This is a genomic window from Mesorhizobium sp. UC74_2, from assembly GCF_042701485.1.
In the GTDB taxonomy this organism is placed as follows: Bacteria; Pseudomonadota; Alphaproteobacteria; order Rhizobiales; family Rhizobiaceae; genus Mesorhizobium.
The window spans coordinates 6,236,499-6,263,227 of record NZ_CP170562.1; the positions used below are offsets into that span (position 1 = coordinate 6,236,499).

A 26,729-nucleotide genomic window follows, 5' to 3' on the forward strand; every position below is an offset into this window, starting at 1 on the left:
TTTCTATTAAATGATATGTCATCGATCAGCAATCGCCAAGTGGCCAAGCCTGCCAGGAGATCAAAATGAGCAAAATCGCAGTCCTCGTCGGCAGCCTGCGCCAGGAATCCTTCAGCCGTAAGGTGGCGAAAGCGGTGGCGGAGCTCACGCCGGCGCTTTCCCTCGATTTCATCGACATCGGCGCCGTATCCTTCTTCAACGAAGACCTGGAAGCAAATCCGCCTGCTGACTGGCAAGCGTTGCGCGATCGAGTCTCCTCGGCCGACGCCGTGCTTTTCGTCACCGCCGAATATGTGCGTTCGGTGCCGGGTGTGCTCAAGAATGCCATCGATATCTGCGCCCGGCCGCAAGGGCAGGGTGCATTGGGTGGCAAGCCCGCAGCAATCATCTCGACATCACTTGGCGCAATCGGCGGTTTCGGTGCCAACCATCATCTCAGGCCATCGCTGGCTTCGCTCGACATGAAGGTGCTTGGCCAGCCTGAAGCCTACATTGGCAACACGGGCGCGCTTTTTGATGCCGGCGGCAAGTTGATCGATGAGCGTGCGCGCGCATTTCTTGCGGCTTTCGGCGCTGCCTTCGAGACATTCATTCAACGTCAGGTTCCGCCGTTCGAGCAGCGGCAGGTCGCCTGAGCGCGTAAAGGATATCGTCATCATGACCACGCTATCTGAAGAAAATCACGCGGGCGCCTCGATGAAATCGGTGTGGGATTCGGCCTTCGGCCTGCTTTTGATCACCGGCGTCCTGCTGGGGCTGACGCTGCCGCTCGGCAAGCTGGCGACGGCGAATACCGTGCCGCCGATGCTGTGGGCATTCATGACGTCGTTCGGCATTGGCGGCGTGCTTCTGCTGGTTCTGTTCTACCGGCGCCATCGCCTGGTGATGACGGGTCACAAGCTGCGCTACTACATCATCGCGGCGGCCATTTCCTTCGCCATCCCGAATTTCCTGATCTTCTCCGCCATCCCGCATCTCGGCGCCGGCTATACCGGCATCATGTTCACGCTTTCACCGGTGGTGACGCTTACTCTGTCCATCCTCTTTGGCGTGCGCCGCCCCAATCTGCTCGGTGTGATCGGCATCGTGATCGGTTTTGGGGGAGCCCTCCTGGTGGCGTTGACCCGCGGTGAGGCCGGTCAGCCAGCCGATCTGTTCTGGGTGCTGATAGGCCTGCTGATCCCGGTCTTCCTCGCCGCCGGCAACATCTATCGCACCATCGACTGGCCCACAGGCACCGACGCCATCGAACTGGCGGTCGGCAGCCACCTTGCGGCAGCAGCGATGTTGCTTGGCGGACTGCTCTTTTCTGGCCAGGCCGCTTCGTTCGGCATTCTGGTCGAGGTGCCCTGGCTGGTGCTCGCCCAGGTGGTGACGGGAGCGGCGATGTTCGCCTTGTATTTCCGCCTTCAGGCGGTCGGCGGTCCGGTCTATCTCAGCCAGATCGGCTATGTCGGCTCTGCCGTCGCGCTGGTCTCCGGCACGCTGTTCCTTGGTGAGAACTATCAGCTGCTGACCTGGGCCGGCGCTGCCATCATCGTGGCCGGCGTGTTCATCACCACCAAGGCGCAGCGACAGTCGGCCTGATCTTCTTTCAGTCCTCGTCGTTCTCGCGAACGCCGATTGCTTCCGGCTGCGGGTGGCGCCTGCGGTGGGTGGCGGCGGCGCGAGCGGACTGTTCGTAGATGCCTGTCATCAATTCCAGCGTGCGTGCCGCATCTTCCAGCCTGTCTGCAAGATCGGGCACGCGCGTTACCGCATCGATCAGCAGTGCCGAGCGGATATCGGCGTAACGTTCCGTCACGCGGTGCCCCAGCGGCGTGACCTCATAGGTGACCCCGGCGCGGCCGCTGCCCTGACGCTTGACGAGATCAGCCTTAACCAGCTTGCGCAGGCTGTACTGGATGTTGGGAATGTCATCACGATTGGTCATCTGCGCGAGGTCGCGGATGCTCTTCGGCCGGTCGTTCATGCGGATGATATGCAACAGCGCGTTCTCTGGGCCGCTGGCCGAAAACTCGATCACCGTCTCAAGACATTCTGCCTGCCAGCGGCCGAAAGCCTCGTAGGAGCGCATCAGCGCGTATTCGATTTCGGCGACGTCGATCTCGAGCGGCGTGCGCGCAAGGTGCCAGCCTCGATCGAGAAGATCCCTCTGGTTCGATGTCTTCTTGGCTTTCATCCACGCCTCCTCGCGCTGCGACCATGCACCAGCGGACCGGGTTGCGTCCATGAGGTTTTATGATAGACTTTCTATTATAAAATATAACAAATGGTGAGGATATCGATATGAGCATGCTCGGCGGCGGCGTGACTGCGCAGCCTTTCTTTCTTGGTACGTTCGCTTCCAACTGCTCCGGCGGCATGACCGTCACCAAAGTGCCTGAGCGGTGGGTCAATTCCTGGGACAACAACCTCCGGCTGGCGCGGCTTCTCGATGACGCCGGCATCGATTTCATGCTGCCGATCGCACGCTGGATCGGATATGGCGGCGAGACCAACTTCCACGGCAACGTGCTGGAAACGATCACGTGGGCGACAGGACTGCTGGCACTGACGCGCAACATCACCCTGTTTGCCACCACTCATACGACGGCAAACCATCCCGTTGTCGTTGCCAAACAGCTCGCGACCATTGATCAGATCGGTGCCGGGCGCATCGGTCTCAACATCGTCGCCGGCTGGAACAAGCCGGAATATGAAGCGCTGGGGCTGACGCTGCCGGACGATCACATCACGCGATACGGCTATGCGCAGGAATGGTTCGACGTCATCCAGGCGCTATGGAGCCGCACCGAAGCCTTTGATTGGGACGGGACCTATTTCAAGCTGAAGAATGTGCTCGGCGATCCGCGACCGTCGTCACCCCTGCCGATCCTCAACGCCGCAGGTTCGGAAGAAGGACGGCGTTTTGCAATCCGCAACGCCAACTTCCTGTTCACGCCGGCGATCGACCTGGCGCGCTCGAAGGACGAGATCCAGGCCCTCAAGGGTCAAGCCCAGGAAGCTGGTCGCAAGGTGGACGTGCTCACCTTCTCCCACGTCGTGTGCCGGCCGACGGAAAAGGAGGCGAGGGACTATCTGGAGCATTTCGGCCGCACCAATGCCGACTGGGCGGCGGTCGACAATCTGGTGCGCCTGCAATTCGCGCATGCGCAGTCGTTCCCGCATGACCTGCTCGCCCTTATCCGGGATCGCATGGCAGCCGGTCACGGCGGTTTTCCCCTGACGGGCACGCCCGAGCAGGTCGCCGATGGCATCACTGCCCTGCACGAGGCCGGTTTTCGCGGCACGACGCTTTCCTTCGTCGACTATGCGGAGGAGTTTCCCTATTTCCGTGATACCGTGCTTCCGATCCTGGAACAGCGCGGCATCCGGATGGCTGCTGCCGCCGCACGCTCGGCGGCGTAAGGGACCATCACCATGGCAATGGCTTCAGAACCGGTTGATGCCGGCACTTTCCGCTCGGCGATGCGGCTTATCGTCGGCAATGTCAGCGTCATCACCGCCGGCGTCGGTGATGACAGGTCCGGCCTTGTGGTGATCTCGGTGGTTTCACTATCGGCTGAACCGCCCAAGGTGATTGCCTGCGTCAACCGCTTGTCCTCGACCTGGCAGGTCATCGAACGCCACCGTCATTTCGCCGTCAATTCACTGGGACCGCAGCACCAGAAGGTGGCCGAGCGCTTCTCGGGCTTCGGCGGCGTAAAAGGGCAGGACCGCTATGCCGGCGTGCAATGGACGACGATGAAAACCGGTGCTTCGGTTCTCGCTGATGCCGTGGCGGCATTCGATTGCAGCCTCGACGAAATGATCGATCGCGGCACGCATTCGATCATCATCGGCTCGGTCGAAGCCGTACGCACCCAGGACGCCGCCGAGGCGCTGATCTATTGGCGCGGCGCCTACAGGCCGCTTCTGGCGGAAACCTGACCGGGCGTAGTCAGGCCGCCTTTTCGGCGAGCACCATGTAGTTGACGTCCATGTCCTTGGAACGCTGCCAGCGATCGGCGAGTGGATTGTAGATGACGCCGGAGCGATCGGTTATGGCGAGGCCTGCGCCGCTCAGGGCGTGTTCCAGTTCTTCCGGCCGCACCAGCTTGCCAAACTTGTGCGTGCCGCGGGGTAGCCAGCGCAACACGTATTCCGCACCGATGATGGCCAGCCCGAGTGCCTTCAGCGTGCGGTTGATGGTAGCCACGAACATGATGCCACCCGGCTTCACCATCTCGCCGCACTTGCCGACGAACAGGTTGATGTCAGCGACATGCTCGACCACCTCCATATTGAGGACGACATCGAACTTCTCGCCGGCATCGGCCAGGTCCTCGGCCGTAGTGGCACGATAGTCGACAGCCACACCGGCTTCCGCCGCGTGCAGCCTGGCTACTTCGATGTTCGTCGTGGAAGCATCCGCCCCGACCACTTCGGCGCCCAGGCGCGCCATCGGCTCGCACAGCAGTCCGCCGCCACAACCGATGTCGAGGATACGCAAGCCCTCGAAGGGTTTGGCCGCGCGGGCGTCGCGGCCGAAGCGGGTCGCGATCTGGTCGCGGATATAGGCCAGCCGCACAGGGTTGAACTTGTGCAGCGGACGGAATTTTCCGTTGGGGTTCCACCATTCGGCGGCAAGGGCTGAAAAGCGCTCGACTTCTCCGGCGTCGATCGTCGACCGTCGGGGCTCTGGCATGACTTTGTCTCCTTCGGGGGAAAGGAAGTCGGCAGAAGGGAGCCGATTGTCAAGGCGCGTTTTGTGCGCGCGTCATTCCGGCGCGACAAAGCGGCATCACAAAGCCGTTGTTTTCCAAAGCCCTGCTTCGCTCAAAGCGTTTAGGCGAGCGCCACCAAATTTCCCGTGTATTGTCTCCAGCCGGCATCGAGCATTTGCAATGTCGGCTCAAGCACCAGTCCATCGTGGGTCAAAAACCAGGCGCACGAAGCCGGCGTGCTCGGCCAGAGAGAAGATGCATGCTCATGTCCGCGTCAACGGCTCCGATGTCATGACTGCCGGGGGATCGGCGGTTCAAGGGAGAGCCAGTCCAAGGCGAGTCTCTTTGGTCAATGGAGCAAGCCAAATCGCAAGAGACTTGCGCCACGCTGCCACATCGGTCGTGTGTGCCTTGCGAAGGTCTTGTGTTTTGGCTAAGGAAGCCGCGCATTTTTGCGTCCCGGCCAGCCGGGGCTTTCCTGTCCATCCCTGGCCATCAGGCCTGCATTCAAAGGCTTTCCGCTCCCATGGCGCGCATCGTGATGAAGTTCGGCGGAACCTCCGTCGCCGACCTCGACCGCATCCACAATGTGGCGCGTCACGTCAAACGTGAGGTCGAGGCCGGCCATGAGGTGGCAGTCGTCGTCTCGGCGATGTCGGGCAAGACCAATGAGCTCGTCGGCTGGGTGCAAGGCATGCCCAAGGCAACCGGCGCCAACAGCCCGTTCTTCGACGCGCGCGAATATGATGCCATCGTCGCCTCCGGCGAGCAGGTCACGTCCGGTCTGCTCGCGATCGCCCTGCAGTCGATGGGCATCAATGCACGATCCTGGCATGGCTGGCAGATCCCGATCAAGACCGACGGCGCGCATGGCGCGGCGCGCATAACAGACATTGACGGCTCGTTCCTGATCCAGCGTTTCAAGGAGGGCCAGGTTGCTGTGATCGCCGGCTTCCAGGGGATCGCGCCGGACAACCGCATTTCGACGCTTGGCCGCGGCGGTTCCGACACCAGCGCGGTGGCGATCGCGGCCGCCGTCAAGGCCGACCGCTGCGACATCTACACCGATGTCGACGGCGTCTACACCACGGACCCGCGCATGGAACCCAAGGCCAGGCGGCTGGATCGCATTTCCTTCGAGGAAATGCTGGAGATGGCCTCGCTCGGCTCGAAGGTGCTTCAGGTGCGCTCGGTGGAGCTCGCCATGGTACACAAGGTGCGCACTTTCGTGCGATCGTCCTTCGACGATCCCGATGCACCCGGCATGGGGGATTTGATCAATCCGCCCGGAACGCTCATTTGCGACGAGGATGAAATCGTGGAACAGCAGGTCGTCACCGGAATTGCCTACGCCAAGGACGAAGCACAGATCTCGCTGCGCCGTGTCGCCGACCGGCCGGGTGTGGCCGGTGGCATCTTCGGCCCGCTCGCCGAAGCCAACATCAACGTCGACATGATCGTCCAGAACATCTCGGAAGACGGCAAATCGACCGACATGACCTTCACCGTGCCCTCCGGCGATGTCGCCAAGGCCCTGGCTGTGCTGGACAAGGTCAAGCAGACAGTCGGCTTCGATGCCCTCCAGCATGACGAAGGCATGTCCAAGGTTTCCGTCATCGGCATCGGCATGAGAAGCCACGCCGGCGTGGCAGCGACTGCTTTCCAGGCACTTGCCGAAAAAAGCATCAATATCCGCGCGATCACCACCTCCGAGATCAAGATTTCGATCCTGATCGACGGTCCTTACACGGAACTGGCTGTTCGCACTTTGCATTCCGTCTACGGTCTCGATAAGCAATAAGAGACCCGAGTCGGTTTTTGCGTCGGGCCGGTGCGAAGGGAACCGCACCGGCCCAATCGCCTTTGGAGAAGCCGCGATGCGTGAGACGGCCATCGGCCCGCGCGTTTTGTTGAAACGGCTCCGCGAGCTCATGCAGGAGCCGCTGGAGCCGCAGGATCGGCTTGACCGAATCGTGCGCGACATCGCCTCCAACATGGTGGCGGAAGTCTGCTCGCTCTATGTCCTGCGCGCCGACTCCGTGCTCGAACTCTATGCCACCGAAGGTCTCAACAAGAACGCCGTTCACCTGGCGCAGTTGCGCCTCGGCCAGGGCCTCGTCGGCACGATCGCCGCAAGCGCGCGCCCGCTCAATCTGTCCAACGCGCAGGAACATCCTGCCTTCGCCTATCTGCCGGAGACCGGCGAAGAAATCTATCACGCCTTCCTCGGCGTGCCGGTGTTGAGGGCAGGCCGCACGCTCGGCGTGCTCGTCGTGCAGAACCGCACCAAGCGCGTCTATCGCGAGGACGAGGTCGAGGCGCTCGAGACCACCGCCATGGTGATCGCCGAAATGGTCGCGACCGGCGACCTTGCGCGGCTGTCGCGCCCCGGCATGGAGCTCGATCTCAGCCGTCCTGTTTCCTTTACGGGTGTGTCCTTCAACGAAGGTGTCGGGCTCGGCCATGTCGTGCTGCACGAGCCGCGTATCGTCGTCACCAACCTGTTCAACGAGGACAGCGAAGAAGAAGTTCGCCGGCTCGAGGAATCGCTCGGCTCGCTCAGGCTCTCCATCGACGACATGCTGGAGCGGCGAGATGTCGCCTTCGAAGGCGAACATCGCGAGGTGCTGGAAGCCTACCGCATGTTCGCCAATGATCGTGGCTGGGTGCGCCGCCTGGAAGAGGCGATCCGCAACGGCCTTACGGCGGAAGCCGCGGTGGAAAAAGTGCAGTCGGACATGCGCGCCCGCATGATCCACATGACCGATCCTTATCTGCGCGAGCGGATGAGCGACTTTGATGACCTCGCCAACCGGCTGCTGCGCCAGTTGATGGGGCGCGGGCCCGAAGACGTGGCTGCCTCGCTGCCGAAGGATGCCATCATCGTCGCCCGTTCGATGGGGGCGGCCGAGTTGCTCGACTATCCGCGCGACAAGATGCGCGGGCTCGTGCTGGAAGAGGGCGCTGCGACCAGCCACGTCGTCATCGTTGCGCGCGCCATGGGCATTCCGGTGGCCGGCCAGGTCAAGGGCGCGGTGTCGATGTCGGAAAACGGCGATGCCATCATCGTCGACGGCGACGAGGGCGCCATTCATCTGCGGCCACAGCAGGACCTCGAGGCGGCCTATGCGGAGAAGGTGCGCTTCCGTGCGCGCCGGCAGGAACTCTACCGGGAGCTGCGCAAGAAGCCGTCCGTCACCCGTGACGGTGTGCAGGTCGACCTCTTGATGAATGCCGGCCTTGCTGTCGACCTGCCGCAGCTGACTGAATCGGGCGCCGCAGGCATCGGCCTGTTCCGCACCGAGCTGCAATTCATGGTGGCGGCGACCTTCCCGCGCGCCGAGGCACAGGAAAAACTCTACCGCGATGTGCTGGAAGCCGCGCGCGGCAAGCCTGTCACCTTCCGCACCATCGACATCGGTGGCGACAAGGTGCTGCCCTACTTCAAGAATGCCACGCAGGAAGAGAACCCGGCACTTGGCTGGCGGGCGATCCGTCTGACTCTGGACCGCCCCGGCCTGTTGCGGACGCAGATCCGTGCGCTGCTCAAGGCCGCCGGCGGGCGTGAATTGAAGCTGATGCTGCCGATGGTGACCGAGCTTGGTGAAATCGCGCAGACGCGGGAGATCATCGAGCGCGAGGTGAGGCATCTTTCGCGCTTCGCCCACCATTTGCCGACCAGCCTGAAGCTGGGCGCGATGCTGGAAGTGCCGTCGCTGCTGTTCCAGCTCGACGAACTGATGAAGTCGGTCGATTTCGTCTCGGTCGGCTCCAATGACCTGTTCCAGTTCGTGATGGCGGTGGACCGCGGCAACACGCAACTGGCCGATCGCTTCGATCCGGTCTCGATCCCGTTCCTGCGTGTGCTGAAGCAGATCGCCGATGCCGGCCATCGCAACAATACGCCGGTGACACTTTGCGGCGAACTCGCCGGCAAGCCGATTTCGGCCATGGCCTTGATCGGCCTTGGCTTCCGTTCCATCTCCATGTCGCCGGCGGCGATCGGCCCAGTCAAGGCGATGCTGACCGACCTGCCGCTGGAAGAGCTGCAAGCCTTCTTCGCCGATAACCTCAACCAGCCCGCCACGGGTATGCCGATCCGCGCGCTGCTGCAGGCCTTCGCGGATGACCGCGGCATTCCTTTGTAAGAAGCCTTCGACACCCCATGATCAATCTGCCCCGCGACCGCATGGACCAAGTTGTCAAGCGTTTCGACATGCTCGAAGCGCAGATGGCGGCCGGGCCGGCACCTGATGCCTATGTGAAGATGGCGGCCGAATATGCCGACATGCAGGAACTGGTCGCCAAGATCCGGGAACTGCGTGCCGCGGAGCGCGAGCGGGAAGATCTCGAAGCGATGCTCGGCGACAAGGGCACGGATAGCGAGATGCGCGCGCTGGCCGAGGCCGATCTGCCGGAGGTGGAGAGCCGTATCGAAGCCTTGCAGCAGGAAATCCAGGTATTGCTGCTGCCGAAGGATGCCGCCGACGAACGCAACGCCATCCTGGAAATCCGCGCCGGCACCGGCGGCGACGAGGCCGCCCTGTTCGCCGGCGATCTGTTCCGCATGTATGAGCGCTACTCGGCGTCCAAGGGGTGGCGCTTCGAGGTTGTTTCAGCCAGCGACGGCGAAGTCGGCGGGTTCAAGGAAATCATAGCCTCGGTTTCCGGCAGGGGCGTCTTCGCCCATATGAAATTCGAATCCGGCGTGCATCGCGTGCAACGCGTGCCGGCCACGGAAGCACAAGGGCGCATCCACACTTCGGCGGCGACGGTCGCCGTGCTGCCGGAAGCCGAAGAAGTCGATATCGAGATCAAGGCGGAAGACATCCGCATCGATACGATGCGTGCGTCCGGTTCCGGTGGCCAGCATGTCAACACCACCGATTCCGCCGTGCGCATCACCCACCTGCCCACCGGCATCATGGTGGTGCAGGCGGAGAAGTCGCAACACCAGAACAGGGCGCGTGCCATGCAGATCCTGCGCGCGCGGCTTTACGATCTCGAACGCAGCCGCGCCGACGAGGAGCGTTCGGAATCGCGCAAGTCGCAGGTTGGTTCTGGCGACCGCTCCGAGCGCATCCGCACGTATAATTTCCCGCAGGGGCGCCTGACCGACCATCGCATCAATCTTACGCTCTACAAGCTCGACCGCGTGATGGAGGGGGAGCTGGACGAAGTGGTCGACGCGCTGATCGCTGACCACCAGTCGAGGCTTCTGGCGGAGATGAAGGAAGGGTGAGGCCGTGACAGGCACGACCCTTGCCGAGCTGTTGCTTTCGGCGCGCAGGCGCCTCGTGGAGGCCGGCATTGAAGGTGCGGTGATCGACGCAAGGCTTCTGGTCGAAGACCTTACCGGTACGACCCGCACTGAGGCGATCGTGGATTCCGACCGTGTCATCGGTGCCGATATGCTGTCAGCCGTCGATGCCGCCCTGACCCGCAGGATTTCCGGCGAACCGGTGCATCGAATCCTCGGCTATCGCGAATTCCACGGGTTGCGGCTTGGGCTTTCGCCTGAAACCCTCGAACCGCGTCCCGACACGGAGACGCTGGTGGATGCGATGCTGCCGCTGCTCGCCGAGATAGGTGAACGCAAAGGGGCCTGCCGTATCCTCGATCTCGGCACGGGAACCGGTGCCATTGCGCTGGCGCTGCTCGCGGCGTCCCCGCAGGCGCGAGCCGTGGGCGTGGACATTTCCGAGGATGCGCTTGCCACCGCAGCCCGCAATGCTCGGGATCTCGGCCTTTCAGAGCGGTTTAGTGTCGTCAGATCCGACTGGTTCGAAGCAATTTCGGGTCGATTTGATGTAATCGTCTCCAACCCTCCCTATATATCGAGTGCTGAGATCGAAACGCTGCAGAAGGAGGTGCGCAATTTCGATCCATTGCGGGCGCTTGATGGCGGTGCGGATGGGCTCGATGCCTATCGGACAATTGCTGCAAAAAGCGCCAGGCATCTGGAAGCCGGCGGCGTGGTCGCCGTTGAGATCGGCAGCAGCCAGAAGGCAGAAGTGACCGATATTTTCCTGGATGCAGGATTCCTCATGAAAACAGCGCTGCGCGATCTTGCCGGAAACGATCGCGTTCTACTGTTCACAAGTGGCGGAAAAGCTTGAAGGCGCGGCGAAAAACCGCTTGGCAAGGCTAAGGAATGCGGCTAGGGTCGATTTACCGGATGAGACGAAGCAGGCAGTGCTCTTAGCGATTCGGTTCCTTTGAAATAGCTGCCTTCTTGCGAAACGACGCTCAAGCTTCGTGCGGGAATCGTCCGGAAAGTGATGTAACCGGAACAGGATGACACGTGGCGCCAACGCAATCGATGCGGGCGAGCACCGGTGAAACAGCGAAACGGCAGGCTGCATGAGCGCCGCCGTATGCGAAGATTTTCAAGTTTTTGAAGCGAAGAGACCCTTATGAGGCCACAACAGCAGAATAGACGCATGCGCGGTCGCAACAATGGCGGCGGCGGCAACAACAATAATAATAACAACAACAACCGCAAAGGGCCGAACCCGCTCAACCGCAATTACGAGAGCAACGGTCCGGATGTGAAGATCCGCGGTTCCGCCCAGCAGATCGCCGAGAAATACGCGACCCTCGCCCGTGATGCGATGAGCTCGGGTGACCGCGTGATGGCTGAGAACTATCTCCAGCATGCCGAACACTACAACCGCATCATTGCCGCCGCCCAGGCACAGATGCCGATCCAGAATTTCCAGCAGAACCGCGACGATTTCGATGACGAACTCGATGAAGAGCGCGATGAATTCGACAACAGCGGGAATGCGGGCGAAGGCCAGCAGCCGGCCAATCACGGTTCCGGCCCACAGCCGGTGATTGAAGGCACTCCCGCCGAAGTGGCGCTCAACTCCGAGGGCGGCCGCGACAACAATGGCCGCGAAGGTGGCTACCGAGACAGCAACCGTGACAATGGCAATCGCCACCATCGCGATCGCCGCCACAACAATGGCCACGGCCAGAATGGGCCGCGTGGAGACCGTGGCCCGCGCGGAGAAAACGGCAACAGGCGCGAGGATGGGCAGCCCCAGGCTGCCGCCCCGGCAGAAGCTGCTCCGGTCGTCGCAGCCGAAGAGCCGACGCCGGTGACCGTTGCTGAACCGGCACCACAGTTCGAGAGTTTCAACCCGGCGCAGCTTGCCGCCCATGCCGAAGCGCGTGAGGCAGAAACTGAAGCGGTAGCGCCGCGCAAGACCACGCGGCGGCCGCGCAAGCCGAAGGCTGAAGCTGCCGAGGCAGCGCCTGCCGATACGGCTGAAACGGCCGGCGCCGACAGCTGAGCACAGGTTCCCTTCGAGATCACGGACGGCGGAGAGAAATCTCCGCCGTTTTTGTTTGGCTGGGCTATAGTCCCTCCTCGGGCGGCTCGGATAAATATCTGCCTTGATCGGTATCAATGCGTCTTGAGAGACAAGGGCTTACGTCCCATATCACGGCTGAACAGGATCCGGCTCAGACGAGCGGGTCCGTCACCAAGGCTGATCCGGTGCCGCAAAGCGGGCCGGTGACGGAAGGAGACAATGATGAACCTTGAAAAATATTCCGAACGCGTCCGCGGTTTTATCCAGTCCGCACAGCAGTATGCACTGAACCGCAACCACCAGCAGTTCACCCCGGAACATATCCTGAAGGCATTGATCGACGATGACGAGGGTTTTGCCGCGTCTTTGATCGAGCGCGCCGGCGGGCGCCCGCGCGATGTCGAAGTCGCTGTCGACGCGGCTCTCAATGCCCAGCCCAAAGTCGAAGGCGGCAATGGCCAGCTTTACCTGGCGCAACCGCTGGCCAAGGTGTTCTCGACCGCTGAGGACCTTGCCAAGAAGGCGGGCGACAGCTTCGTGACCGTGGAGCGACTGCTGCAGGCTCTCGCCATGGAGAAGTCCGCCAAGACCGCCGACATATTGTCCAAGGCCGGTGTGACCGCACAGGCGCTCAATGCCACGATCAATGATATCCGCAAGGGCCGTACCGCGGATTCCGCCTCCGCCGAACAGGGCTACGATGCGCTGAAAAAATATGCACGGGATCTCACCGCGGACGCCCGTGCCGGCAAGCTCGATCCGGTCATCGGTCGCGACGACGAGATTCGCCGCACCATCCAGGTGCTGTCGCGCCGCACCAAGAACAATCCCGTGCTGATCGGTGAGCCCGGCGTCGGCAAGACGGCGATCGCCGAGGGCCTTGCGTTGCGTATCGTCAATGGCGACGTGCCGGAAAGCTTGAAGGACAAGCAGTTGATGGCGCTCGACATGGGGGCGCTGATCGCAGGTGCGAAATATCGCGGCGAGTTCGAAGAGCGGTTGAAGGCGGTGCTCAACGAAGTCACTTCGGCAGCCGGCGGTATCATCCTGTTCATCGATGAGATGCACACGCTGGTCGGCGCTGGCAAGGCGGATGGCGCGATGGACGCCTCCAACCTGCTGAAGCCCGCGCTCGCACGCGGCGAACTGCACTGCGTCGGAGCGACCACGCTCGACGAATACCGCAAATACATCGAGAAGGACGCGGCCCTTGCCCGTCGCTTCCAACCGGTCTTTGTCGAGGAGCCGACGGTCGAGGACACGATCTCGATCCTGCGCGGTCTGAAGGAGAAGTATGAGCAGCACCACAAGGTGCGCATCTCGGACTCGGCGCTGGTCTCGGCGGCCTCGCTGAGCAATCGCTACATCGCCGACCGGTTCCTGCCCGACAAGGCGATCGACCTGGTCGACGAAGCGGCCTCGCGCCTCAGGATGCAGGTCGATTCCAAGCCGGAAGCGCTGGATGAAATCGACCGCCGTATCATGCAGCTGAAGATCGAGCGCGAAGCGCTGAAAGTCGAGAAGGACGACGCTTCCAAGGATCGTCTGGTCCGGCTCGAAAAGGAGCTGACCGGGCTCGAGGAAGAGTCCGACGCCTTGACCGCGAAGTGGCAGGCCGAGAAGCAGAAGCTCGGGCTCGCCGCAGACCTGAAGAAAGATCTCGACGACGCCCGCAACGAACTGGCCATCGCACAGCGCAAAGGTGAGTTCCAGCGTGCCGGCGAACTTGCCTATGGCAGGATCCCCGAGCTGGAAAAGCAGCTCACCGATGCCGAGGCTCGCGACGGGCAGGGCGGCGGCATGGTCGAGGAAGTGGTCACGCCGGATCACGTCGCCCAGATCGTGTCGCGCTGGACCGGCATTCCGGTCGACAAGATGCTGGAAGGCGAGCGCGAAAAGCTGCTGCGCATGGAAGATGAGATCGCCAGGCGCGTCGTCGGTCAGGGCGAAGCGGTGCAGGCTGTATCCAAGGCTGTACGGCGTGCCCGTGCCGGCCTGCAGGATCCGAACCGGCCGATCGGCTCGTTCATGTTCCTGGGACCGACCGGTGTCGGCAAGACCGAACTGACCAAGGCGCTCGCCTCGTTCCTGTTCGACGACGAGACCGCGATGGTGCGCATCGACATGTCGGAGTTCATGGAGAAGCACTCGGTTGCCCGTCTGATCGGCGCCCCTCCCGGCTATGTCGGCTATGAGGAAGGTGGTGCGCTGACCGAAGCCGTGCGTCGGCGCCCGTATCAGGTCGTGCTGTTCGACGAGATCGAGAAGGCGCATCCGGATGTCTTCAACGTCCTGTTGCAGGTGCTGGATGACGGCCGGCTGACCGATGGGCAAGGCCGTACGGTCGACTTCCGCAACACGCTGATCATCATGACGTCGAACCTCGGTGCCGAATATCTCGTCGGTCTCGGCGAAGACCAGGATGTCGATGCTGTACGCGATGAGGTGATGGCGGTGGTGAAAGCCTCGTTCCGTCCGGAATTCCTCAACCGCATCGACGAAGTGATCCTGTTCCACCGGCTGCGCCGCAAGGACATGGGTCAGATCGTCGAGATCCAGCTCAAGCGGCTGGAGAAGCTGCTGGTCGATCGCAAGATCACACTCAACCTCGACAATGAGGCTGTCGAGTGGCTGGCGGACAAGGGTTACGATCCGGCCTATGGTGCACGGCCGCTGAAGCGGGTGATGCAGAAGGAACTGCAGGATCCGCTGGCGGAGAAAATCCTGATGGGCGAGATCCTCGATGGCTCGACCGTCAAGGTGACCGCCGGCTCGGACAGGTTGAATTTCCGTTCGAAGCCGACCGTGGTGGCCGAACAAGCTGCATAACAGCAGTTCACGCAACAGCTGTTGTCAAAACCAGGCGCGCCTCTTCAGGTGAAGAGGCGCGTTTTTTCGTATCGAAAGTACGTTCTACCTGGCGAACCGTTTGGCGCCGGCGACACACATGACCACACCGATGGTGACGACCACCATGGCGGGGCTGACCTGTTCGTGCAGCAGGAAAGCCGCCAAGGCGAGGCCGAAGAAAGGCTGCAGCAACTGCAACTGCCCGACTGCGGCGATGCCGCCCTGCGCCAGTCCGCGATACCAGAACACGAAGCCGATCAGCATGCTGAACAGCGACACGTAAGCGAGGCTTATCCATGCCGGCATGCCGACACCGGCCAGGGAGGGCGGGAAGGTGACGAAGGTCAGCACCAGCATCAGCGGCAGTGAAATCACCAGTGCCCAGCAGATCACCTGCCAGCCGCCCAGCCGTCGCGACAGTTTTCCACCTTCCGCATAACCCAGCCCGCAGACGACGATGGCCGCCAGCATCAGGGCGTCGCCCACCGGCGAGGCGGAAAGGCCGCGCGACAACGCAAATCCGGCAACCAGCGCGCTACCCAGGCAGGAAAACACCCAGAAGGCCAGACGCGGCCGTTCGCCGCCGCGCAGCACGCCGAAGATCGCCGTCGCAAGCGGCAACAGGCCGATGAAGACGATGGAGTGTGCTGAAGTGACGTGCTCGAGCGCCAGTGCGGTGAGCAGCGGAAAGCCGACCACGACGCCGAGCGCCACGATGGTGAGTGAGATCAGGTCGTCCCGGCTTGGGCGCTTCTCGCGAAAGGCCAGCAAAAGGGCGAGGCCAAGCAGGCCGGCGAGAGCCGCGCGTGTCACCGTCAGGAAGACCGGGCTGAAATCCATCACCGCGACCCGTGTTGCCGGCAGCGAACCGCTGAAGATCAGCACCCCCAGGAAACCGTTGAGCCATCCACTCGTCGTCTTGTCCACGCGTACACTCTTCCTTTTCGCATGATCCTTGTCCGTAAAGTCTGCAACTTGACGGGATATTTGCCTGCAATCGTTGCGCTCTTATCGTCGGGACGGGGGTAGCGCCGCCAGATACGCTGAGATACAATTCAATCAAACTGTTATGGATACGATGGCAATACAGATGGACGGGATTGCTGCACCCGCAAGCAAGGACGGGACGCTGATCGAGACCGTCATGGCGACAGTGCGGCAGCGTATCGGCGCACGGCAATTGACGCCCGGCGCCAAGCTGCCTTCGGTGCGGGCCTTCGCCAAGACCATGCTGGTCTCCACCTCCACGGTGGTGGAGGCCTATGAGCGGCTGGCAGCGGAGGGTGTGATCCGCTCGCGGCCGGGATCAGGCTTCTATGTCTGTGGTCCGCTGGCCCCGCTTTCGCTTGCCGAGGTCGGCCCGAGGCTCGATCGCGAGATCGATCCGCTGTGGATTTCGAGGCAGTCCCTGGAGGCCGGAGAGGGGGTATTGAAGCCCGGTTGTGGCTGGCTGCCCGCCGACTGGATGCCACAGCAGGCGTTGCGGCGCGCGCTGCGCGGCCTTGCCCATGCCGGGGATGCGACGCTGGCTGACTATGGCACGCCGCTCGGGCTGGCGCCGTTGCGGCAACTGCTTGCGAGGCGCATGGGCGAGCACGGCATCGAGGCTTCCCCTAACCAGATCATGCTGACGGAGTCGGGCACGCAGGCGATCGACCTCCTGTGCCGGCTTCTCATCGAGCCCGGCGATACCGTACTGGTCGACGATCCGTGTTATTTCAATTTCCATGCGTTGCTGCGAGCGCACCGCGCCAGCATCGTCAGCGTGCCCTATACGCCGACCGGGCCGGACCTCGATTTGTTCGCGCAGGCGCTGACCGAGCATCGGCCGCGCCTCTACATCACCAATTCCGCGCTGCACAATCCAACCGGTGCAACCCTCTCGCCAGTCACCGCGCATCGCCTGCTGAAGCTGGCGGACCAGTTCGAGGTGACCATCGTCGAGGACGATATCTTCGCCGATTTCGAGACGGAGCCGGCTCCGCGGCTGGCGGCATTCGACGGGCTCTCCCGCGTGGTCCATATCGGCAGTTTTTCCAAGACGCTGTCCGCGTCGGTGCGTTGCGGCTTCATCGCGGCGCCGCGCGACTGGGTCGAACGGCTGACTGACCTAAAGATCTCGACCACTTTCGGCGGCGGGCACCTTTCAGCCGAACTGGTGCTTTCCCTGCTCAAGGACGGCAGCTACCGCAAGCATGTCGAAACATTGCGGCAGCGCCTGTCGGCTTCAATGGTCGATACGTCGAAGCGGCTCGAGCCGCTCGGTATCAGGCCCTGGATCGAACCGCGTGCCGGCATGTTCCTATGGTGCAGTCTGCCGGTTGGGTTCGACGCGGCCGACGTTGCCCGCCGTGCTCTGACCGATGGTGTGGTTTTGGCACCGGGCAATGCGTTCAGCCTGTCTCGGACGGCGAATGGTTTCCTGCGCTTCAACGTCGCTCAGTCGCAGGATCCAAAGGTGTTCGACGTACTGGCCAAGGCCATGCACGGTTGAGTTGATTGCGATAGCGAAAACCGGGAGGCGGAATGATCAGCTATACCAGCATCGGTGTCGACGACATGGAGCGGGCGCTTCGATTCTATCAGCCACTGTTTGCCGAGATGGGGCTCGATCAGTGCTTCCTCGATGAGACATCCGCTTCGTGGGGGCGCAGGGGCGATACAACCTTTACACGGTTTTCGATCGGATATCCGTTCGATGGCAGGCCTTCCAGTGCGGGCAATGGCGCGATGACCGCTTTCCTTATCGATGGACCAAGCCGTATCGCGCGTCTTCACGCGATCGCCCTGCAGAATGGTGGTGCCAATGAAGGCGATCCTGGCCGACGGCCGCGCTATGGTGGCGAATTCTATGGCGCCTATGTGCGCGACCCCGACGGCAACAAGCTCGCCTTCATCCACTATGACGAGCCGAAGAGTGAAGCCTGAAATTTGGTTCAGGCCGCAGCGGACGCTGGCGATTTCCGGTAGGCATCGAGACTCCATGGACCCGGGCCCGCGGCAAACAGGTACAGAAACACGAAACAATAGACGATGGCGAGGTTGCCGCCGTTGAGGATCGGGAAGATCGAATTCGGCGCATGGCCGATCCAGTAGGCAAATGCCATCAGGCCGGAGATGACGAAGGCGACAGGCCGGGTAAACAGGCCGAGCAGAAGCAGGGCGCCGCCGATCAGTTCCAGGGTGCCGGCAACCCATGGCAGGGAAAACATCGCCGGGACGCGCTCGAGGGCTGGGAACCCCAGCAACTTTCCCGTGCCGTATTGCAGCAGGGTGAGGGCGCTGACAATTCGCAGTATGCTTAGAAATTGCGGTCGCAGTGCATCGATGTCGATCATGGGCTTCTTCCGTGTTCAGCCCGGTACTGATAGCGGCCGCACCCGATAACAGGGCAATAAACTGTTCGAGATTTTAGCTGTTGCTGATCCGTGGCAACGCGGTCGGTCAGGACAAACGAAACGTGCCGCCGCGCAGGGCTTCAACTACAGTGGCAAGCGTTTGTTCACGAGCCTGGTTGCCGATGTCGATGGCATGCCGTTCCAGTTCCCCCAAGTCGGAAAGTTGCCGGTGCAGTGCGGCGATCGGCTCCGGGTCCGTCAGCGTGTCACCGCCGCGGTCGTGGCAGCGGCGAATGGCTACCTCAAGAGGAGGCCGCAGCACCACATAGTGCAGCGGTACGCCAAGTGTCGTGAAAGGTTCCAGGAACCACGGGCCGAGAATGCCGTCGACGATGACGAAGAAACCGCCTTTCGCGTAACCCTCTGCCGCGCTGGCGAGGACATCGATCACCACGGCATTCTGCTGATGGGCTTCCGGCAGATAGGGCGCGACGGCGCCATTTTTGATGAAGTACCAGAAATCGTCGGAATGAAGATGGACTTTTGCCGATCCCCCTTCCGCCGCGAGTGCCTTGGCGGTGGTGGTTTTGCCCGATCCCGGTGCTCCGGTCAGGATCAGGATCTCGCCTGCAAAGCTTATCATGGCCGCCTCTTACACGATGCGGCCGGAGCGTCCAAGTTTGGCGACGCCGGCGGGATGATCAGTTCCGAATGTCGCCGCGGTGGACGATATGCACCTTGTTGCCGTCGGGGTCGCGGAGATAAGCGCCGAAATAGCCATCGCCGTAGTGGGGGCGAGAACCCGGCGCGCCTTCGTCTGATCCACCTGCGGCAACACCCGCGGCGTGGGCAGTCGAAACGGCCTCCGGAGAAGGAGCCAGGAACGCGACCATGGAGCCGTTACCAGCGTTCGCTGGTCTGCCGTCAAAGGGAATATAGGCGTAGAAACGCGGCAAGGTGTGGTCCTTGCCCACCCAACAGGCGGATGCCGGGCCGCCGTCGGGCGTGACGGGGCGCCGTTGAAGATCCAGCGGCAAAAGCACGGCGTCATAAAAGCGCCCTGCGCGATCGAGGTCGCTGACGCCGACAGTCACGTGGCTGAACATGGGCACGTCCCTTGGATATCCGATGAGGCTTTTTAGGCCGGCCTATCGATTCTGGCCTGCGCCACTTGCCGGTGTTCGAGATGCCAATTGTCTGGAATTGCTCCAAAGCGCCGCAGAAGCGATAAAGCGCCGGGTATCGCGATTCAACGGAGGCCGATTTGACGCTCGACGAATACAATGGCTTCTGTGCTTCGCTGCCAGCCAGCCATCATGTGGTGCAATGGGGCGGCGCCCATGTGTGGAAGGTTGGCAGCAAAGTCTTCGCAATCGGCGGCTGGAGCAAGGAAGCTGAAATTCCCTTCTTCACCTTCAAGTGTTCGGACATGGCGTACGATATCCTGAAGGAACAGCCCGGCTGCAGGCCGGCGCCCTATCTTGCCTCGCGCGGAATGAAATGGATCCAGCGCGTGACAAGCGAAAGCATGGATGACGAGGCGCTGAAGGATTACCTGAGGGATAGCCATCGCCTCGCTGCACGCAATCTGGCCCGGCGCGAGCGGCGGGAACTCGGATTGGAGGAGTAGCGCGACGGCGCTTTCAACGCGCAGGTCTTGCGAATCCGCCATGTTCATGCCCAGTTCATGGTTGAATCGTTAGGCGGATCATGGCCTCGCAGGAGACGTATGGCTCCTGACCGGTGGACCAGATCGGTGACGGAACGCGCCGGAGACTTCGGACTATATGCTGCGCACGATGCTTTCGCTTTCAGCCCTGACGCTTGGCGTGACGCTGGCCTTCAGCGCCCAGGCCGCGCCAACCCACCAGCCAATCGCGGAAAGCAGCGTCGCAAGCACAGATGAGGGTATCCAGGTCGCCCAGAATGGCGACTATCAGGTTTTCTACGACGGCAAAGGCAACCGCGTCATCGTCGATCCCTATACCGGCAAGGTCATCGCGATCCAGCCGCCGCAGACGCGTTTTGACCGGCGTGCCTTGCGTCTTGAAAACCGGGAACGGCGTGTCGAGCGCGTGCCTGACGACGAGCGTTATTATCTCGACGATCCCGAAGACATGGCCCGTTTTCGCCGCCGGCAGATGGAAGATCGGCGTGCCTACCAGTATCCGGAAGACGACAGCGGATTTTACGACAATCCTCCTCCCGCCGACGGGGGCATGGTCGAGACTTTTCCGCCGGCGCCCGGCCAGCGTGATCGCTATGGTGATCCCTTGCCGGCCAACCGCGAGGGCATTCCCGCACCGCAACCGGTGGAGCGGCAGCCATTGAAGGAAGCGTCGATCGATCCGGCGCAACCGACGTCACCGGATGGTTCGGTCGCTCCGACCGAGCCATCGACCGGGGGCAAGTCGGCGATCAATCCTTCGCTGTCGCTGGGCGCGCGCGAAGACATCGCCGCGCTGCAGGTGCTGCTCGACCGCGCCGGCGCTTCGCCCGGTGCGATCGACGGTCGCTTTGGCTCCAACATGGACAAGGCGCTCGCTGCCTATCGCGAAATAACCGGCACCAATCTCAAGTCGACCGATGTAGCGGCCATCAAGGCCGAGCTGGACAAGACGGGCGGACCGGCATTCGCCAGCTATTCCATCACCCCCGAGGATGCGGCTGGGCCGTATGTCGCGTCGATCCCGGAAGACTACAGCCAGAAGGCGACGCTGGAACGGATGAGCTTTACCTCGGTGACCGAGGCGCTCGCCGAACGTTTCCATATGGACGAGGCCTATCTCAAGGCGATCAATCCAGGTGTCCATTTCAACCGGCCGGGAACGCTGGTGAAAGTCGTCAATTTCGGCAGGTTGGCGCAGACCCCGGTCACGCACATCATTGCCGACAAGGGCCGCAAGCAGGTTCGGGCCTATGACGGGTCAGGCAAACTGGTCGCTGCCTATCCGGCAACGATCGGCTCGTCCGATACACCCTCGCCCACCGGAACGCACGCCGTGTCACGCGTGGCTTTCGACCCGAACTACACCTACAATCCCAAGATCAATTTCAAGCAGGGCGCCAACGACAAGGTGCTGACCATCCCGCCGGGACCGAACGGTCCGGTCGGTTCGATCTGGATCGCGCTCGACAAGCCGACCTATGGTATCCACGGTACGCCGGAGCCGTCGAAGATCGGCAAGACCGAAAGCCATGGCTGCGTGCGTCTGACCAACTGGGATGCTGCCGAACTGGCCAGGTTGGTGAAACCCGGCGTTCCGGTCGATTTCATCGAATAGCCCCCGTTTGAGGACAAACAGGCCGCGTTTTCGATTTGACGCAACGTTTGGTCCGAAAATCGATACCGGTCGCAGCAAGGCTGCGCTAAGCAAAGCCATGCAGGCGAGCAGTGATACAGGCATTAATGCCAGCGTTCTCGGCGGTTTGGCTTCGAAGGAAACCTTCTGTCCTCAGCGCAGCCGTCGTTATGTGCTGATCGCCGCCATTCTCGCCTCCGCGCTGGGCTTCATCGATGGCTCCGTGCTTTCGATCGCCATGCCGGTGCTGCGCGCCAATCTCGGTGCAAGCCTCGTCGAGGCGCAGTGGATCTCCAATGCCTACGCGTTGACGCTGTCCGCGCTCATCCTGGCTGGCGGGGCGGCCGGAGACCGGTTCGGTCTGCGCCGCGCCTTCGTTGCCGGGATCGCGCTGTTCATTGCCGCATCGATCGCCTGCGCGTTCGCGCCGACCGCGCCGCTGCTCATCCTGTTTCGGGCGATCCAGGGTATCGGCGCCGCCGTCATGGTGCCCGGCAGCCTTGCCATCATCGCCAAGGCCTACCCGAAAACCGAGCGGGGTCGCGCCATCGGTATCTGGGCGGCTGCGTCGGCCCTGACAACAGCCCTCGGTCCGGTCCTCGGCGGCATGGTGCTCTCCAGCTTCGGCGCAGGCGTCTGGCGTGCGATCTTCGCCATCAACCTGCCGCTCGGCGCGATTGCGATCTGGCTGCTGCTTGCCAAGGTGCCTGCCGATTCTCCAACGCAGCAAAAAGGCCTGGATCTCGGCGGTGCGGCGCTGGCCACACTGGCCTTCGGCGGCATGGCTTACGGGCTGACCGCGATGAGTTCGGAAGGCGGCAATGGCTCGGTCATGGTCAACATCGCCGCCTTTCTGATCGGTCTTGCCGCGCTTGCGGTGTTCCTGTTGTGGGAGAGCCGCCATCGCGAACCGATGGTCGATCTCAGGCTGTTTCGGATTGCTGCCTTCTCCGGCGCCAATGCCGCGACCTTCTTTCTGTATTTCGCGCTGTCGGCGGTGCTTTTCTACCTGCCGATGCTCCTGATCGCAGGCTGGGGGCTGAGCACCGCGGAAGCGGGGTTCATCTTCCTGCCATTGTCGGCGGCGATCGCGTTGTTGTCGGGCCCAGTCGGTCGATGGTCCGATCGGACTGGAGCACGCCTGCCGATCACCCTCGGCAGTTTCGTCGTGGGGCTGGCATTTGTCGGACTGGCTTTGTTGGCGGGGACCGATTTTCATGGCTTCTGGAGCGGTGTTTTCCCGCTTGCGGCACTGATGGGGCTTGGCATGGCGCTGGTGGTATCGCCTTTGTCGACGGCAATCATGACGTCGGTCGATGATCGCGACACCGGTGCTGCATCCGGCATCAACAACGCAGTTGCGCGGATCGCCGGCCTGATGGCCGTCGCCGCGCTGGGCGCGGTGGTCGGACTGGTCTACGCCGTTGCCGGCGGTCCGGCGAGCGGCGTGGAGTTCGGAGTGTTGCCGCAGTTCGTCATCGAGCCGGCTGCGGAGGCTTTGCGTGCAAGCGCAACGGGCCGTGCTTTCCAGGCCGTTGCGGCGATCTCGGCAGCGATGTGTTTCGTCGCGGCCATAACCGCATGGCTGACGCAGCCCGCACGGCCGGCGTCGCCGCCTGACGAGGCTGCGGCAGGTCCGGCAACTCATTAAACTTTGAACGGTCACGGTAAGGAATGGCTCATCATCGGGCCACGGCTGTGGTGACCACCGCCTAATAAAGCGATGCGCTTCTATTGAACGATATTTGCTGACGCTAGTGTGCTAAAATCCAGACAGACACACGACGTGATCCTGTCGTCGAGTGGGGGCGTGCATGGCGAAGAATGATCTGCGGCGGGAGCTGGGTTCTTCCGAGATCGCAGTTGGCGGTCGCCAATGGCCAGATCGACGCATGCTTGCCCTTGCCGGGTGCTGGATACTGCTGGTCGGCGTGCTTTTTGCCCTCGCGGTCAGGATCGAGCTTTTCGAATGGCTCTATGAGGTCACGCGTGCTCACGAGGACTGGCAGCTCGATGAAATCCTCGCGCTGCTTCTCTGTGTCGGTGTTGCCTCTCTGATCGCTCTGGTCATTCGGACAAGGCAGCTTGCCCACGAGATCAGGCGTCGCGAGGCGGCCGAACAGCTGGCCCATGATTCCGCGCGACACGATCCTCTGACAGGCCTCGCCAATGGCCGGCGTTTCCGTGAAGCACTGACCCATGCAATCGAAAGCGCCAGTCAATCCCAGTCGAATTGCGCTGTCCTGTTCATCGATCTCGATCGTTTCAAGCCGGTGAACGACATGCATGGGCATGCGATCGGCGATGAGGTGCTGATCGATGTCGCGCAGCAGATCGCGCAAGCGGCTCCGGCCGGAGCTACCGCAGCCCGGCTCGGTGGCGACGAATTCGGGATCGTCGTGCCCTCCGTGCCTGGTCGGGAATCCGTGCTCTTCCTGTCGCAACGGCTTTCGCGCGATATCGGCAAGGTGCGACAGGTCGGCGAGCGGCAACTGGAAGTCGGGGCCACTGTCGGCATTGCAGTCTTCCCGGATGACGGCCTTGATGCCAATGCGCTCATCAGTGCGGCGGATCAGGCCATGTATGCCGCCAAGCCGTCGCGGCGCGGCCTGCTGGGACGTGGCGATCTGCACGGCAGTGCGATCGCCAACTGAACCGATTCTGGAAGGTCGCTATTTGCTCGTGGCTGCGCCTGCGCTGGCGACCTTGAGGCCCGTGCCGTTCTGCTGCTTCAGCAGATCGTCGATTCGTTCGCGTTCGCGCTTGAAGGCGACCAGGTCGTCGCCCTGCAGCACCTTGCCGGTGGGCAGGCGCACACGCATCGGATCCACCTTGGTGCCGTTGACCATCAGCTCGTAGTGAAGGTGCGCGCCGGTCGACAGACCTGTGGTGCCGACATAACCGATCACCTGGCCCTGTCGGACGCGCGCTCCCGGCTGGACTCCACGCGCGAAGGCACTTTGGTGGTTGTAGGATGTCTCATAGCCATTGGCGTGGCGAAGGATCGTCTGTTTGCCGTAGCCGGCGGCCCAGCCGGCTTTTTCGACAACGCCGTTGCCGGCTGCGATGATCGGCGTGCCGGTGGGGGCCGCCCAGTCGACGCCGGTGTGCATCCTGACATAACCGAGGATCGGATGGCGGCGCGCGCCGAAGCCGGAACGGAAGGTGCCGTTCGGCACAGTCTTGCGCAGCAGGAATTGCTCGGCGCTGCGACCGTTCTCGTCAAAATAGTCGGTGCTGCCATCCTGAAGCTGGAAGCGGTAGAGTGTACGGGTCATGCCGCCAATGGCGGCAGATACGTAGAGAAGTTCCGAGTCCTCGGAAGCCTGGTCATCGCTGTCGGGTTGTGAGAACAGCACTTCGAGGCGATCGCTCGATGTCAGCCGCGCCTGGTAGTCGACATCGGAGGCCAGGATCTTGATGACCTGCTGGGCCATCTTGGTCGACAAGCCATAAGAATAAGCAGCCCGGTAGATGCCGTCATAGATGCTTGGCAGGTTGCCACGCACCACCACCGGAGGAGAATCGTCGAAGGCGGTCTGCAACTCGGGATTGGGATCGGGTTCCTCGGCTGGCACGAACTGGCCGCGATCGTCGAGTGCGATGGTGACGATATGGCGGGTCCGGTCATAGACGCCAGTGCGAACAACCTTGGCTGCATCGCCGCGGACTTCGAGGCCGACACGCAGCACGGTGCCCGCCTTGAGCGCCGTGGTGTTGAGAAGCTTGCCTATCGCCTCGGCCATGCCGAAGGCGTCGGAATTGGTATAGCCGGAATCGGAAAAAGCCTCCGCGATGTCGCGGTCCTTGGTGAAAGGAATAATGTCTTCGGCAAAGGTCAGCGCCTCAGTCTCGGTTTCGGCACGTGGTGCCACCGAAACGTTTTCGGGCACGATCTTGACGTCGTAGGAGCCGGCGATCGACTGTGTCAGCTGGTCACCGAAACGCTGCGGGTCGACATAATGCAGAGCCGCGACCTGGACGGCACCATCGCCGAGGCCGGCACTGGCACCGCGGACCACCTTCTCGACCTCGTCGGCCGAAAGGTCGCTCTTCTCGTCGAAAGCCGCCGTCGCGATCGGGAAATCGACCGTCTTCAGGCTCATCTCGCTTTCGACCTTGGCGCCGTAGATCTGCCCTGCGGGCGCCGGGGCAGGATTGGATGAGTCCGAACCATCGTCACGGAACACCTGGAGCGGGTCGAAGGGCGGATAGGACTTGTTGGTGGTGTGGTTGGCGGCAAGCGCCATCTTTACCTGGACGAAGGGCATGGTGTTGATGACGTCGCGGTCGCCGACCTTGGTGACCATCGAGACTTCCATGCGCCGCCGGTCCTTGGCCTTGGCGATCTGGCGCGGCGCAACAAGACGTGTGGTCTTCGCCTCTTCGCCGGAATCTCCACCATCCGCCAGGCTTGCGAGTTCAGCGATTTCCGGCGGCGTCGCCAGTTGCTGGCGCCCATCGAGGGCGGCGACGAGAGCCACGCCCATCAAGACGGAAGAGGTGATGCCGGTAAGGAATGTGCCTGACAGCCATCGTGCCGAGACCTCGCGGCGGTCAGGCGGACCGCTGCGACCGTCCGCGATCAGCGGCGGCTCGTTGCCGAGTTCGGCTATGACCTCGTCCGTGTCCTGCATTCAAAAAGGCGGTTTCTTCCCCAGGCGGTTTCTTCTCTGTTCTCTTGCAAGGCCATGACATTTGCCTGCCGCAGCCGACGAAGTCAACGAAAGCCCCGTACGTGTGCGGGAACTCCGGCCGTGCCTCCATTCTCTGACGGGTCGCTTCTTATAAGAGGCGGGTGAATGGCGGACGACACGGCTGCCTTCACCAAAACTGCTCTCTTCTTCCAATAAGGCGGCAATAGGGCTTTGGCTCTTGCTACAGGGCTGCCTAGCGTACATTCCACCGGTAATGGGCGGCGAGCGATATCCGGCGCGCTCTGCAGCGCAATAGGTACGGGAAAAACATCCCATGGTGTTCCTTGTCGTTAGCCCGCGAATATATGGTGGCTCGTCAGGACAGGCTGCCCGAAGGGAACCGCAGGGCGGGAGCTCGCTGAAAAAAAACCCCGGATTTATTTGTCGCAAAAAATTCAAAAAACTCGAAATCGTTGTTGACACTTCGAACGCCACCCGACTATATACGCCTCATCAACGAGGGCGGTGCGCCGCTGGCGACAGCGAAGTTCGCTTCCGAAAAAGCCTCGAA

Annotated in this window: 23 protein-coding genes; 16 read left to right on the forward strand and 7 right to left on the reverse strand. The window is 62.2% G+C overall.

The window, feature by feature from the left end; genetic code table 11:
- Positions 1 to 65 precede the first annotated feature (65 nt).
- Positions 66 to 635 (forward strand): NADPH-dependent FMN reductase, encoded by a 570-nt coding sequence (locus tag ACFJIU_RS30480; protein WP_379066355.1) that lies wholly within the window; start codon positions 66 to 68, stop codon positions 633 to 635.
- Between the two features lie 61 nt (positions 636 to 696).
- Positions 697 to 1,587: a DMT family transporter gene (locus ACFJIU_RS30485; protein WP_379073277.1), complete on the forward strand. Its 891-nt coding sequence runs from the start codon at positions 697 to 699 to the stop codon at positions 1,585 to 1,587.
- A 7-nt stretch (positions 1,588 to 1,594) separates the two neighbouring features.
- Here ACFJIU_RS30485 and ACFJIU_RS30490 read toward each other — a convergent pair whose 3' ends face one another.
- On the reverse strand, positions 1,595 to 2,182 hold the full coding sequence (locus ACFJIU_RS30490) for a winged helix DNA-binding protein (RefSeq protein ID WP_379066357.1): 588 nt from the start codon (positions 2,180 to 2,182) through the stop codon (positions 1,595 to 1,597).
- Positions 2,183 to 2,289: 107 nt separating this feature from the next.
- Between ACFJIU_RS30490 and ACFJIU_RS30495 the strand changes: the two genes are divergently transcribed.
- Positions 2,290 to 3,411 (forward strand): LLM class flavin-dependent oxidoreductase, encoded by a 1,122-nt coding sequence (locus ACFJIU_RS30495; RefSeq protein WP_379066359.1) that lies wholly within the window; start codon positions 2,290 to 2,292, stop codon positions 3,409 to 3,411.
- A gap of 12 nt (positions 3,412 to 3,423) precedes the next feature.
- The gene (locus ACFJIU_RS30500) at positions 3,424 to 3,933 is read left to right on the forward strand and encodes a flavin reductase family protein (RefSeq protein WP_379066361.1); all 510 of its coding nucleotides are present in this window, start codon (positions 3,424 to 3,426) and stop codon (positions 3,931 to 3,933) included.
- Between the two features lie 10 nt (positions 3,934 to 3,943).
- Here ACFJIU_RS30500 and ubiG read toward each other — a convergent pair whose 3' ends face one another.
- Positions 3,944 to 4,690: a bifunctional 2-polyprenyl-6-hydroxyphenol methylase/3-demethylubiquinol 3-O-methyltransferase UbiG gene (gene ubiG, locus ACFJIU_RS30505; RefSeq protein ID WP_379066363.1), complete on the reverse strand. Its 747-nt coding sequence runs from the start codon at positions 4,688 to 4,690 to the stop codon at positions 3,944 to 3,946.
- Between the two features lie 545 nt (positions 4,691 to 5,235).
- Between ubiG and ACFJIU_RS30510 the strand changes: the two genes are divergently transcribed.
- The 6 genes from ACFJIU_RS30510 (at position 5,236) to clpB (ending at position 14,860) form a co-directional block, all read left to right on the forward strand.
- Positions 5,236 to 6,510: an aspartate kinase gene (locus tag ACFJIU_RS30510; protein WP_379066365.1), complete on the forward strand. Its 1,275-nt coding sequence runs from the start codon at positions 5,236 to 5,238 to the stop codon at positions 6,508 to 6,510.
- Between the two features lie 76 nt (positions 6,511 to 6,586).
- Entirely contained in the window at positions 6,587 to 8,857 is a 2,271-nt protein-coding gene (gene ptsP / locus ACFJIU_RS30515; RefSeq protein WP_379066367.1) for a phosphoenolpyruvate--protein phosphotransferase, read from the forward strand.
- 17 nt (positions 8,858 to 8,874) lie between these two features.
- Complete coding sequence (gene prfA / locus ACFJIU_RS30520; RefSeq protein ID WP_379066369.1) at positions 8,875 to 9,951, forward strand: peptide chain release factor 1; 1,077 nt, start codon at positions 8,875 to 8,877, stop codon at positions 9,949 to 9,951.
- 4 nt (positions 9,952 to 9,955) lie between these two features.
- Complete coding sequence (gene prmC, locus ACFJIU_RS30525) at positions 9,956 to 10,828, forward strand: peptide chain release factor N(5)-glutamine methyltransferase (RefSeq protein ID WP_379066371.1); 873 nt, start codon at positions 9,956 to 9,958, stop codon at positions 10,826 to 10,828.
- Positions 10,829 to 11,152: 324 nt separating this feature from the next.
- The gene (locus ACFJIU_RS30530; RefSeq protein WP_379066373.1) at positions 11,153 to 12,010 is read left to right on the forward strand and encodes a DUF4167 domain-containing protein; all 858 of its coding nucleotides are present in this window, start codon (positions 11,153 to 11,155) and stop codon (positions 12,008 to 12,010) included.
- 243 nt (positions 12,011 to 12,253) lie between these two features.
- Positions 12,254 to 14,860 (forward strand): ATP-dependent chaperone ClpB, encoded by a 2,607-nt coding sequence (gene clpB, locus ACFJIU_RS30535; RefSeq protein ID WP_379073278.1) that lies wholly within the window; start codon positions 12,254 to 12,256, stop codon positions 14,858 to 14,860.
- Positions 14,861 to 14,944: 84 nt separating this feature from the next.
- Here clpB and ACFJIU_RS30540 read toward each other — a convergent pair whose 3' ends face one another.
- Positions 14,945 to 15,808, reverse strand: coding sequence for a DMT family transporter (locus tag ACFJIU_RS30540; protein ID WP_379066375.1), 864 nt, complete (start codon positions 15,806 to 15,808; stop codon positions 14,945 to 14,947).
- A gap of 163 nt (positions 15,809 to 15,971) precedes the next feature.
- On the opposite strand from ACFJIU_RS30540, the gene ACFJIU_RS30545 reads away from it, so the two are divergent.
- Both ACFJIU_RS30545 and ACFJIU_RS30550 read left to right on the forward strand, forming a co-directional pair.
- Entirely contained in the window at positions 15,972 to 17,375 is a 1,404-nt protein-coding gene (locus tag ACFJIU_RS30545) for a PLP-dependent aminotransferase family protein (protein WP_379073279.1), read from the forward strand.
- A 32-nt stretch (positions 17,376 to 17,407) separates the two neighbouring features.
- Positions 17,408 to 17,809, forward strand: a complete 402-nt coding sequence (locus tag ACFJIU_RS30550) for a VOC family protein (RefSeq protein ID WP_379066378.1) — start codon at positions 17,408 to 17,410, stop codon at positions 17,807 to 17,809.
- An 8-nt stretch (positions 17,810 to 17,817) separates the two neighbouring features.
- Here ACFJIU_RS30550 and ACFJIU_RS30555 read toward each other — a convergent pair whose 3' ends face one another.
- The 3 genes from ACFJIU_RS30555 to ACFJIU_RS30565 form a co-directional block, all read right to left on the reverse strand.
- Positions 17,818 to 18,219, reverse strand: coding sequence for a DoxX family protein (locus tag ACFJIU_RS30555; protein WP_379066380.1), 402 nt, complete (start codon positions 18,217 to 18,219; stop codon positions 17,818 to 17,820).
- Between the two features lie 106 nt (positions 18,220 to 18,325).
- The gene (locus ACFJIU_RS30560; protein WP_379066382.1) at positions 18,326 to 18,862 is read right to left on the reverse strand and encodes an AAA family ATPase; all 537 of its coding nucleotides are present in this window, start codon (positions 18,860 to 18,862) and stop codon (positions 18,326 to 18,328) included.
- A gap of 58 nt (positions 18,863 to 18,920) precedes the next feature.
- The gene (locus tag ACFJIU_RS30565; RefSeq protein WP_379066384.1) at positions 18,921 to 19,325 is read right to left on the reverse strand and encodes a VOC family protein; all 405 of its coding nucleotides are present in this window, start codon (positions 19,323 to 19,325) and stop codon (positions 18,921 to 18,923) included.
- Between the two features lie 158 nt (positions 19,326 to 19,483).
- Between ACFJIU_RS30565 and ACFJIU_RS30570 the strand changes: the two genes are divergently transcribed.
- The 4 genes from ACFJIU_RS30570 to ACFJIU_RS30585 all read left to right on the forward strand — a co-directional run bounded on the left by ACFJIU_RS30570 (position 19,484) and on the right by ACFJIU_RS30585 (position 24,175).
- On the forward strand, positions 19,484 to 19,849 hold the full coding sequence (locus ACFJIU_RS30570; RefSeq protein WP_379066386.1) for an MmcQ/YjbR family DNA-binding protein: 366 nt from the start codon (positions 19,484 to 19,486) through the stop codon (positions 19,847 to 19,849).
- 157 nt (positions 19,850 to 20,006) lie between these two features.
- Complete coding sequence (locus ACFJIU_RS30575; protein ID WP_379066388.1) at positions 20,007 to 21,503, forward strand: L,D-transpeptidase family protein; 1,497 nt, start codon at positions 20,007 to 20,009, stop codon at positions 21,501 to 21,503.
- Positions 21,504 to 21,600: 97 nt separating this feature from the next.
- On the forward strand, positions 21,601 to 23,172 hold the full coding sequence (locus tag ACFJIU_RS30580; RefSeq protein ID WP_379066390.1) for an MFS transporter: 1,572 nt from the start codon (positions 21,601 to 21,603) through the stop codon (positions 23,170 to 23,172).
- 163 nt (positions 23,173 to 23,335) lie between these two features.
- Entirely contained in the window at positions 23,336 to 24,175 is an 840-nt protein-coding gene (locus tag ACFJIU_RS30585) for a diguanylate cyclase domain-containing protein (protein ID WP_379066392.1), read from the forward strand.
- 18 nt (positions 24,176 to 24,193) lie between these two features.
- Here the strand turns inward: ACFJIU_RS30585 and ACFJIU_RS30590 are convergent, their stop codons facing one another.
- On the reverse strand, positions 24,194 to 26,158 hold the full coding sequence (locus ACFJIU_RS30590) for a M23 family metallopeptidase (RefSeq protein WP_326889526.1): 1,965 nt from the start codon (positions 26,156 to 26,158) through the stop codon (positions 24,194 to 24,196).
- Between the last annotated feature and the right edge of the window lie 571 nt (positions 26,159 to 26,729).